Below are 9,369 nucleotides of genomic sequence, written 5' to 3'. Positions count from 1 at the left end.
CGCGATGGGTCTTGCGGCAAGAGCCATCGCGCGCAAGCGCGCTCCTACAGGGTTGCGGGTTAGAACAACGCGGCGGCTTTGCCTACTGCGATCCACACACCGATCAGGAACGGAATCCCGACCAGCGCCCAGGCCACGATGCCGACCACGCCGAACGATCCGCGTGCGGCATCTTGCGCGCGTGCCGATACGGCGGCTGTTTCGCGTTGCAGCGATTTCTCGTGGGCGAGTTCGGCATCGGTCATCAGGTCGCTTTCCTTCACCGGCTTCACCAGCAGGTTGCAGATCATGCCGACGAGGAGAAGGATCGCGAGGATGTATAGCGTGCGGTCGTAAACGAGGTTCTTGGCCACGCCCGCGTCGAGCTGGGCCTGGCGTACCGCGGCGATGAGGAACGGGCCGATCAGGCCGGCGGCGGACCATGCGGTGAGCAGGCGGCCGTGGATCGCGCCGACCATCTGCGTGCCGAACAGGTCGGAGAGGTAGGCCGGCACGGTAGCGAAGCCGCCGCCGTACATCGAGAGGATCACGCACACCGCGATGACGAACATGCCGGCCAGGCCCGCATGGCCCAGCGAAGGCAGGGTGCAATAGAGCACGATGCCGAGGGCGAAGAAGATGAAGTAGGTCTTCTTGCGGCCGAGGAAATCCGACATCGAGGCCCAGAAGATCCGGCCCAGGCTGTTGAACAGGCTGATGAGGCCGACAAGGCCGGCCGCTGAGGCAGCGATGGCCGCCTTCTGCTCGGTACTGAGCACCGTGGCGCTATCCAGGCCGAGCAACTTGCCACCGAACACGTCCTGGAACATCGGGCTGGCCATGGAAAGCACGCCGATACCCGCCGTGACGTTCATGCACAGCACCACCCAGATCAGCCAGAACTGCGGTGTCTTCCACGCGCGGTTGAGGTGCACGTGGCGGTGGGTGATCAGCTTGTTGGTGGATTCGGCCGGCGGGGTCCAGCCCAGCGGTCGCCAGCCGGAGGGCGGCACCCGGAAGCCGAAGGCGCCGAGGCTCATGGCCACGAAGTAGATGACGCCCATCACGATCAGCGTGGTCGACACGCCCGGGACGCCATCCTGCGAGAACTTTTGCATGAGGGCCACGGCGATCGGGGCACCGATCATCGCGCCGCCGCCGTAACCCATGATCGCGAAGCCGGTGGCGAGGCCGCGCCGGTCGGGGAACCACTTGATCAGCGTGGACACGGGGGTGATGTAGCCCAGGCCCTGGCCGATGCCACCCAGGACACCCGCCCCCAGGTAGACCAGCCATAGCTGGTGGATGGATACACCGATGCCACCGATAACCAGGCCGCCACCCCAGCACAGGGCGGCGATGAAGCCGGCTTTACGCGGACCCGCATGCTCAAGCCAGGCACCCCAGATCGCTGCCGAGATACCCAGCATGGCGATGAAGGTTTCGAAGATGTGGTTGACCGCCGGGACCGTCCAGTTGCAGCCGGTCGCGAAGAGCTGGTCGAAGAAGCCGAGCTGGGCGCAGAGGGCCGGGTTGGCCTCGGTCACCAGCTTGGTCATCGGTAGCCAGAACACCGAGAAGCCGTAGGCCATGCCGATACAGAGGTGGATCGCCAGCGCGGCGGGCGGCACCAGCCAGCGGTTGAAGCGGGGCCCGGCGATCGTATTTTCCCGCGCCAGGACCGAACCTGCACCACGCGCCGACGGCTCGCCGTCGCGCTTCACTGCCTCATCCATCAACGTTCCCCCAGGGTGTGGACCACCGCGCGGGATACTGCCACGTCATTGCGTCAACTCAAAGTCGCCATTAGTCGAATCCTGTAGGAGTGCGCTTGCGCGCGATGGGTACTTGCCGCAACCCCCCATCGCGCGCAAGCGCGCTCCTACAGGGGCCGTGGCTAGTCGACCAGGTCGATGTCCAGGCCGTAGAGCAGGCCGAAGGCTTCGGTGCGGGTGAAGCGGGCGCGGCGTACGTCGTTCGCCTGGACGTCGATCAGGTAATGCGTCGCTTCGCTGAAATCGACCTCGCTGAGTCGGGTCTTCCCGAACTGGCTTTCATTGAAGTCGGTGTAGGTGAAGTTCGATTTGGTGAAGGTGCCATCGCGGAAATCCACGCCATGCGCCTTGCACTCTTCCAGCACGGTCTCCTGAAGGTCCAGGCCGAAGAACGTTGAGTAGCTGACGTTCGATTTGCGGAACATCAACTTCCCCGGCGCGGCGTAACGTGGCCAGTCCGCGCGCGTCCAGTCGACGCCCAGCAGCTTGCACTCGTCAAAGGCGACCGCCTGGAACTTGCTCGCGGGCAACCTTGCGTTACTCAGGTCGCACGTACGAAACGTGCATTCGAGGAATTTGCAGTGGTCGAACACGGTTTCGGTAAACGAGCAACGCGTAAACGTGCATGACTCGAACGTCTTTCCTTTGAGGGTCTCGCCGGCAAGGTCGAGGCCTTCGAAGTCCTTCAGGTAAAACTCGCTTTCGTCGGTGAGCATGCACTCGTCCATTCATTAGCTAACGCGGAAATTGTTCCCGATTCTGACCGGGATTACACTCCCCAAGCCCTTCCGCGCCCCACGGCCGGCCGGGAGAGCTGATGGCAGGTTTCGCCGTACCCCTTGGTTGCGGAGGGCGTGGTCATGCCCATCAATGAAGACAAACTCAATGCGTTCCTGGGTAAGGCCGTAGGCGACCTCGGGGCGGCGTTTAGCGCCGTGCTGGTGCTGCTCGGCGACGAGCTCGGGCTGTATAAGGCCCTGGCCAAGGAATCCCTGACACCCGCCGAGCTGGCGAATCGTGCCGGTACCAACGAGCGCTATATGCGCGAGTGGCTGGGTAACCAGGCCGCCGGTGGTTACGTTGACTTCGACCCGGTCTCGGGCAAATACCACCTTAGCGAAGAACAGGCCGCGTGCCTTGCCGATCCGGCGGGTCCGGTGGACCTTCCCGGCGCTTATGAAATCGCACGGGCGCTATTCCATACCTACCCGCGCGTACGCGAGAACTTCATCAGCGGGAACGGGATGGAGTGGGGTGAACACCACCCGTGTTTATTCCATGGCGTGGAGCGATTCTTCCGCGGCGGTTACAACTCACACCTCATCGCGTCATGGCTACCGGCATTGGATGGCGTGGTCGACAAGCTCAACCGTGGCGGCAAGGTCGCCGATATCGGCTGTGGGCATGGTGTCAGCACCGTGCTTATGGCGAAGGCCTTTCCCGCGTCGCACTTCATGGGCTACGACTATCACGCGCCATCGATCGACACGGCACGCGCGAAAGCCAAGGCAGCAGGCGTTTCCAATGTGTCGTTCGAGCAAGCTGATGCCGCGGGCTACAAGGGCAGGGATTTCGACCTGATCGCGTTCTTCGATTGCCTGCATGACATGGCCGATCCAAACGGCGCGGCGCGTCATGCACGAGTTGCGTTGAAGGACGACGGCACCTGCATGGTCGTCGAGCCCTTCGCCGGTAACAGTCCCGCCGATAACCTGAATCCCGTCGGCCGGGTGTACTACGCGGCTTCGTCCATGATCTGCGTGCCCGTATCACTCGCGAAACACGGCCCGGCACTCGGCGCCCAGGCAGGTGAAGCACGCCTGCGCAAGGTCATCGTCGATGAAGGGGGTTTCAGCCAGCTGCGCCGGGCCGCCGAAACGCCATTCAATATCGTCCTGGAAGCGCGGCCTTAAGCCGGCGCCGATGCCGCATTGAACGATTGTTGGGCGGTGAACGCGCGCTGGTACGCCGGCCGCGCTTCACCGCGTTCCACGTAGGCGGCCAATGTCGGGAATGCATTGAGCATGCCGGAGGGCTTCAAGCGTAGTAGCACCGACACCATCATCAGGTCGCCCGCGCTGAATTCTCCGTCGAGCCATTCGGCATGGCCGAGGCGTGCTGAAAGCTGCCTTAGCCGCTGTTCAATCCGGTCCTTCACCACGATTAGGCGATCCGCCGCCCACGGCTTGTCGCCCTCTGCGAACTTCACATTTTGCAGATCGAGGATCGAAGGCTCCACCGAATTAAGCGCGGCGAACATCCACATGATCGCCCGGCTTCGCGCATTTGGATCGGAGGGAAGCAAGCCACCATAGCGATCGGCGAGATGGAAGATAATCGCGCCCGACTCAAACAGGACCAGGCCGTCTTCTTCAAAGACCGGGATCTGCCCGAAGGGATGCCTGGCCAGGTGCTCGGGCTCTTTCAGCTTGGGAAACGGTACCCCGCGAACCTCGTAAGGTCTCCCCACTTCCTCTAAGGCCCAGCGTACTCGGGTATCCCGAGCCAGGCCCTTGCCGCCATCGGGTGAGTGTTCGAAGCACGTAATAACAATCGTCATGATGTGTCCTCCCGGTCCGGCGACCATACACCTGCAGGAGCGCGCTTGCGCGCGATGGAGGTGGTAGCAAGACCCATCGCGCGCAAGCGCGCTCCTACAGGGGTGGCCGCCGTTCAGTCCAGCGTATGGCCTATATGGCCACATCATCAGGCCGCAATGGGTGAGAAGGTGCACGTCGATGCAACCGACCACAGCCTGCTTAGACGTCTTGATGTTAAGTACCATATATGGTACTATATGCGCTGGTCAAAAGAGGGCAATGGATGCCGCACGTAAAGGAGTTTATCGATAAGGATGGTCGCAACTATTACCGGAAGTTCGTGGAGACGTTGGGTACCGTCGCTGCCGCTAAAGTGATGGCGGTTACGTATAAGTTGACCCACGGGAATACGTCTGGCCTGAAGTCACTAGGTGCAGGCCTCGCCGAGTGGCGTATCGATTGGGGGCCGGGACTTCGCATCTACATTCACCAGGATGGCGATGATCTGATTCTTCTAATCGCCGGTAGTGAGAAGGGCGATCAGCAGGAGGCGATTGGCTTGGCGCGCGATCTCGTTCGTGACTACAAGGCACGAAAAAGAGAAGGACGTCGGACTATGTTCGTGGCGGATGCTGGGCGGCCTCTCATTGCAACGCGTGGCGCACACGTGCACGACATCTCGCAACAACGACTATATCTATCTCAGGCAGAGCGGACTCATTCCATGGCATTGACGGTCGACTATCGCGAAACCATCTTGAACCGGATCCGGAGCGACCCTGACTTTGCCGGTGCCCTCCTGGATGAGGCTGCGACCATGCTCCTAAACGGCGAGACGGGTGCGGCTCGCATGGTTATGCGAGACCTCACACACGGCCTTATGGGTTTCGAGGGGATGGCGAAAGCCACGGGAACACCACCGAAGAGCCTTCATCGGATGCTTTCATCTGCGGGTAATCCGGGCATGGACGCGCTCGGTGCCATTCTTCGCCAGCTGACGCGTGCTGCGCTTCATGCTTCTGCCGTGTCTGTGCATGTCGTGCCGGAGAACGCCGCGGGCTAACGTAAGCGCGTTTGGTGCGCGGGCGATGGGGCGTTGCTGCGGACCCATCGCGCGCAAGCGCGCTCCTACAGGGGTTTGTAGCGGAGGGCTTCGACCAGGGCGGTTAGGGCGGGTGCGCCCTGGCGGCGGTTGGGGTAGTAGAGGTGGTAGCCGGAGAAGGGTTCGCACCATTTCTCGAGGACTCGCGCGAGCGTGCCTTGCGCTATGTGCGGCAGGGCCATGTCTTCGGGCACCCAGCCGAGGCCGAGGCCGCGTAGTGCGGCATCCAGCATCTGGGTGCCGCTGCTTGCGATGACCTGGCCCTCGACGCGCACCTTCACCTCGTGTCCGTCTTTCTCGAAGTCCCAGATCATCAGCCCACCGTGGGTGGGTAGGCGCAGGTTGATGCATGCGTGGTCGGTGAGGTCTTGTGGCGTCTTTGGCTTCTTGCGTCGCGCAAAGTAAGCGGGTGAGCCTATGACGGCCATGCGTACCGGCGGCCCGATCGGCACGGCGATCATGTCGCGAGCGACCTGTTCGCCGAGGCGAATGCCGATATCGAAGCGCTCGGCGACGATATCCACCAGTTGGTAATCGACTGCCACTTCGACCGAGATATCCGGGTATTGCGGTAGGAAGCGTTCCAGCGCGGGCCAGATAATCGTATTGGCGGCGTGTTCGGCGGTCGTAATGCGCAGGTTCCCGGCGGGCCTCTCGCGCAGTTCGCTTAAGGCATCCACCTCGACTTCGATCTCATCGAGCCGCGGTGCCACGGTCTGCAACAGGCGCTCGCCGGCTGCGGTCGCGGCGACACTCCGCGTGGTGCGGGTCAGCAGGCGTACGCCCAGCCGGGACTCCAGCCCACGGATCGTGTGGCTCAACGCTGACTGCGAGGTCCCCAGCTTCGCCGCGGCGCGCGTGAAACTGCGCTCCCGGGCGACCGCGATGAAGGCCATGATGTCCTGGATATCCTTACGCATCGGGGTGGGGCGGCGCCGCAGGGGAGGGTGCCGATGATGCTAGCACCGGCGAGCACGATTCATATCAGCCTTTCATAAGGCCTTGCCGATTTGCCTGTCTAGTTCACAAGCCACGCCAGGCCTAGATTATCCATGGCATTCACCGGCAGGCCGGCTAACGCGGCGATGCCCCACACTCCCTTCCCCCGAGGTACATCATGCAAACGCGCCAACTGGGCACCAGCGGCCTTGAAGTCTCGGCCATCGGCTTTGGCTGCATGGGCCTGAATTTTGGCTACGGCACCGTGACGCCGGAGGCCGAAGCCATCGACCTGATCCGCGCCGCCTACGATCTCGGCGTCACCTTCTTCGATACCGCCGAAGTCTATGGCCCATTCACTAACGAGGTGGTCGTCGGCAAGGCGCTGGCGCCGATCCGCGACAAGGTCGTCATCGCCACGAAGTTTGGCTTCGATATCGATCCAGAGACCGGCAAGCAGAACGGCCTCACCAGCCGGCCGGAACATATTCGCAAGGCCGCGGAAGGCTCGCTCAAGCGCCTTGGCATCGACACCATCGATCTGCTCTACCAGCACCGCGTTGATCCGAATGTGCCGATCGAAGACGTCGCCGGTGCGGTGAAAGATCTCATTGCTGAAGGCAAGGTGCGCCACTTCGGGTTGTCGGAGCCGGGCGCTGAGACGGTTCGCCGCGCGCACAAGGTGCAGCCGGTGACCGCGCTGCAGAATGAGTATTCGCTGTGGACGCGTGGTCCGGAAACCAATGGCATCCTCGAGGCCTGTGAAGAGCTTGGTATCGGCCTCGTCGCTTACAGTCCGCTGGGTAAAGGTTTTCTCACTGGCGCCATGAACAAGGAGACACCGATCGGCGACAACGACTTCCGCAAACTTCTTCCGCGTTTCACTGCCGATGCAATGCAGGCCAACGAAGAGCTGGTCGACCTGCTGAAGGCGATCGCGGCTGAGAAGAAAGCCACGCCTGCCCAGGTCGCACTGGCCTGGCTGCTCTCGCGCAAGCCGTGGATCGTTCCGATTCCGGGCACGACGAAGCGTCATCGCCTTGAAGAGAACAACGCAGCGAGCGAGGTGCGACTTTCGTTGGCCGAGCTATCGAACATTGAGAAAGCGGCCGCAGCGATCGCGATCACCGGTGATCGTTATCCGGAACATCTTATGAAGATGGTGGGTCGCTGACGCGCGACGGAAAGGCATGTGTTGTCAATAAAGCGGGTCCTTCGGGGCTCGCTTTTTTTATGCGCATCGATGCGGCGTGGCGACGTGTTTCAGCTGTGACGTACTCTGCATCACGCGTCAGGACTACAAGCCGACGATTGATCTGTCACAACGACGCGGGCGCCGCCTACAGACAACCGCAAATTGATTTGATAGCGTGGTTTCGTTGCCTTGCGCTGCGTTAAAACGGCGTGGCGATGAAGCCAACGACGAAGGAGTGAGTGATGGAAAATAACGAAACGCAGAACGAACAGGCCCAGGCAAAAGGGCGGCGCGTGCGCATGGTGTCGCTCAACGGACACCCCGTACGAGATCTGGACCTGACCTCGACCGATCAGTTCAACATCGCGATGGAGTGGCTGCAGTACTCACGCAGCTCGGCACAACTCCTGGCCGATCTCCTGCATGAGGCAGACGAAGTGGATGTCCAGGATACCGCGCTCGCCCTCGAAGGCGTGGCCGCGATGATTCGCGAAGGCACGGAGCACATCGCCATCGCGCATGCCAACCTGCGCTGGGAATACGCCGAGAAGGCGCGTACGTAGATCCAAAGCCCTTGTAGGAGCGCGCTTGCGCGCGACATCTTTCGCCCCGCCGCCACAGGGCCTGAGCTCTTTCGCGAAAGATGTCGCGCGCAGCGCGCTCCTACAAAGAGGGGTTTGCTCTTGCAAGTGAAGGTTTTTTTGGTGCGTGTGAGGCAACACAGTGACGTACCTCGCGGGGCTACTGAAGCCCTCTAGTGCGACCTACGATGCAGACATCCGGTGTTTACCGTTCTCGTTCCGGATCATCCGGAACGCAGGGTTCGGCCCGCCTTGGGCGTCTCTTTGGAGGTTTCATTATGTCCGCCGTAGCGAAAACTGCGCATCCCGCCACGCACGCTCATGAAGAGCTCGTTCCATCCCGCTATGCACTGAAAGTTGGCGATATCGATGTGCTGGTAGTCAGCGACGGCGTGCTGCCGCTGCCTACCGTGACGATGGCGCACAATGCGCGTCCCGCCGATCTATCCGACTGGCTGGGCCATATGTACATGCCGCCGGATAAATACGATTGGCCGTTGAACGTGATGGTGGCGCGCTCCGGTAATCAGACCATTCTCATCGACGCTGGCCTGGGCGGGCAGTTCCCCGGCTTCCCGCGTGCGGGTCAGGTGCCGCAGCGTCTCGCGTCAGCCGGCGTCGATCTCGCATCGGTGACGGATATCGTCATCACCCACATGCATATGGACCACGTTGGCGGCTTGCTCGTCGAGGGCGTGAAGGAGCGCCTGCGTCCAGATGTACGCATCCATGTCGCGGCTTCTGAACTGGCGTTCTGGGAATCGCCGGATTTCAGCCAGGTCGTGATGCCCGAGGCGGTCCCGCCGGTGCTCCGCGCGACGGCCAAGGCTTTCGCTGAGATGTATCGCGACCGCATCCAGCCGTTCCACGAAACGTACGAAGTGGCGCCCGGCGTCGTCGCCCGTCACACCGGTGGGCACACCCCGGGCCACTGCGTGGTCGACCTGACCTCGGGCGGCGATAAGCTGACCTTCGCCGGCGACGCGCTGTTCCCGGTCGCGTTTGATCACCCGGAATGGTTCAACGGCTTCGAACACGACCCCGCCGAGGCCGCGCGTGTCCGCGTGCAGCTATTGAAGACCATCGCAGAAGAACGCTCGCTGCTGGTCGCGACACACCTGCCGTTTCCCTCCGTAGGCCATGTAGCGATGGAAGGCAACAAATTCCGCTGGGTCCCCGTGATCTGGGATTTCTAAACTCCCCGCTGCTGTAGGAGCGCGCTTGCGCGCGATGGGCCTTGCCGCAAGCCCCCATCGCG

9 protein-coding genes are annotated in these 9,369 nt (G+C 62.1%); 5 read left to right on the top strand and 4 right to left on the bottom strand.

Features of this window, described 5'->3' with window-relative positions; translation table 11 throughout:
* Positions 1-59: 59 nt before the first annotated feature.
* Positions 60-1,715 carry an OFA family MFS transporter gene (locus VGN46_RS08715; protein WP_331642764.1) on the bottom strand — a complete coding sequence of 552 codons (1,656 nt, stop codon included), beginning with the start codon at positions 1,713-1,715 and terminating at the stop codon, positions 60-62.
* A 161-nt stretch (positions 1,716-1,876) separates the two neighbouring features.
* Entirely contained in the window at positions 1,877-2,470 is a 594-nt protein-coding gene (locus tag VGN46_RS08710; protein WP_331642762.1) for a pentapeptide repeat-containing protein, read from the bottom strand.
* A 144-nt stretch (positions 2,471-2,614) separates the two neighbouring features.
* On the opposite strand from VGN46_RS08710, the gene VGN46_RS08705 reads away from it, so the two are divergent.
* Entirely contained in the window at positions 2,615-3,667 is a 1,053-nt protein-coding gene (locus tag VGN46_RS08705) for a class I SAM-dependent methyltransferase (RefSeq protein WP_331642760.1), read from the top strand.
* On the opposite strand, the gene VGN46_RS08700 is transcribed toward VGN46_RS08705, so the two are convergent.
* Positions 3,664-4,314, bottom strand: a complete 651-nt coding sequence (locus VGN46_RS08700) for a glutathione S-transferase family protein (RefSeq protein WP_331642766.1) — start codon at positions 4,312-4,314, stop codon at positions 3,664-3,666. The genes VGN46_RS08705 and VGN46_RS08700 overlap by 4 nt on opposite strands.
* Positions 4,315-4,577: 263 nt before the next feature.
* On the opposite strand from VGN46_RS08700, the gene VGN46_RS08695 reads away from it, so the two are divergent.
* A complete protein-coding gene (locus tag VGN46_RS08695; protein WP_331642758.1) occupies positions 4,578-5,357 on the top strand; it encodes a hypothetical protein in 780 nt (259 codons plus the stop codon).
* Positions 5,358-5,422: 65 nt separating this feature from the next.
* Here the strand turns inward: VGN46_RS08695 and VGN46_RS08690 are convergent, their stop codons facing one another.
* Positions 5,423-6,316, bottom strand: a complete 894-nt coding sequence (locus VGN46_RS08690; RefSeq protein ID WP_331642756.1) for a LysR family transcriptional regulator — start codon at positions 6,314-6,316, stop codon at positions 5,423-5,425.
* Positions 6,317-6,513: 197 nt separating this feature from the next.
* Between VGN46_RS08690 and VGN46_RS08685 the strand changes: the two genes are divergently transcribed.
* The 3 genes from VGN46_RS08685 (at position 6,514) to VGN46_RS08675 (ending at position 9,307) form a co-directional block, all read left to right on the top strand.
* Complete coding sequence (locus VGN46_RS08685; protein ID WP_331642754.1) at positions 6,514-7,509, top strand: aldo/keto reductase; 996 nt, start codon at positions 6,514-6,516, stop codon at positions 7,507-7,509.
* A gap of 263 nt (positions 7,510-7,772) precedes the next feature.
* The gene (locus VGN46_RS08680) at positions 7,773-8,093 is read left to right on the top strand and encodes a hypothetical protein (protein ID WP_331642752.1); all 321 of its coding nucleotides are present in this window, start codon (positions 7,773-7,775) and stop codon (positions 8,091-8,093) included.
* 296 nt (positions 8,094-8,389) lie between these two features.
* On the top strand, positions 8,390-9,307 hold the full coding sequence (locus VGN46_RS08675; protein ID WP_331642750.1) for an MBL fold metallo-hydrolase: 918 nt from the start codon (positions 8,390-8,392) through the stop codon (positions 9,305-9,307).
* Positions 9,308-9,369 lie beyond the last annotated feature (62 nt).

Source organism: Luteibacter sp. (assembly GCF_036500425.1).
Lineage (GTDB): Bacteria > Pseudomonadota > Gammaproteobacteria > Xanthomonadales > Rhodanobacteraceae > Luteibacter.
This window is presented reverse-complemented; position numbering and strand designations above follow the sequence as displayed.

Bases quoted from the DNA above. Each gene is read 5' to 3' on its own strand.
- VGN46_RS08685 (WP_331642754.1), top strand. From the start codon at position 6,514: ATGCAAACGCGCCAACTGGGCACCAGCGGCCTTGAAGTCTCGGCCATC.
- VGN46_RS08695 (WP_331642758.1), top strand. From the start codon at position 4,578: ATGCCGCACGTAAAGGAGTTTATCGATAAGGATGGTCGCAACTATTAC.
- VGN46_RS08675 (WP_331642750.1), top strand. From the start codon at position 8,390: ATGTCCGCCGTAGCGAAAACTGCGCATCCCGCCACGCACGCTCATGAA.
- VGN46_RS08715 (WP_331642764.1), bottom strand. From the start codon at position 1,715: ATGGATGAGGCAGTGAAGCGCGACGGCGAGCCGTCGGCGCGTGGTGCA.
- VGN46_RS08705 (WP_331642760.1), top strand. From the start codon at position 2,615: ATGCCCATCAATGAAGACAAACTCAATGCGTTCCTGGGTAAGGCCGTA.
- VGN46_RS08690 (WP_331642756.1), bottom strand. From the start codon at position 6,316: ATGCGTAAGGATATCCAGGACATCATGGCCTTCATCGCGGTCGCCCGG.
- VGN46_RS08700 (WP_331642766.1), bottom strand. From the start codon at position 4,314: ATGACGATTGTTATTACGTGCTTCGAACACTCACCCGATGGCGGCAAG.
- VGN46_RS08680 (WP_331642752.1), top strand. From the start codon at position 7,773: ATGGAAAATAACGAAACGCAGAACGAACAGGCCCAGGCAAAAGGGCGG.
- VGN46_RS08710 (WP_331642762.1), bottom strand. From the start codon at position 2,470: ATGCTCACCGACGAAAGCGAGTTTTACCTGAAGGACTTCGAAGGCCTC.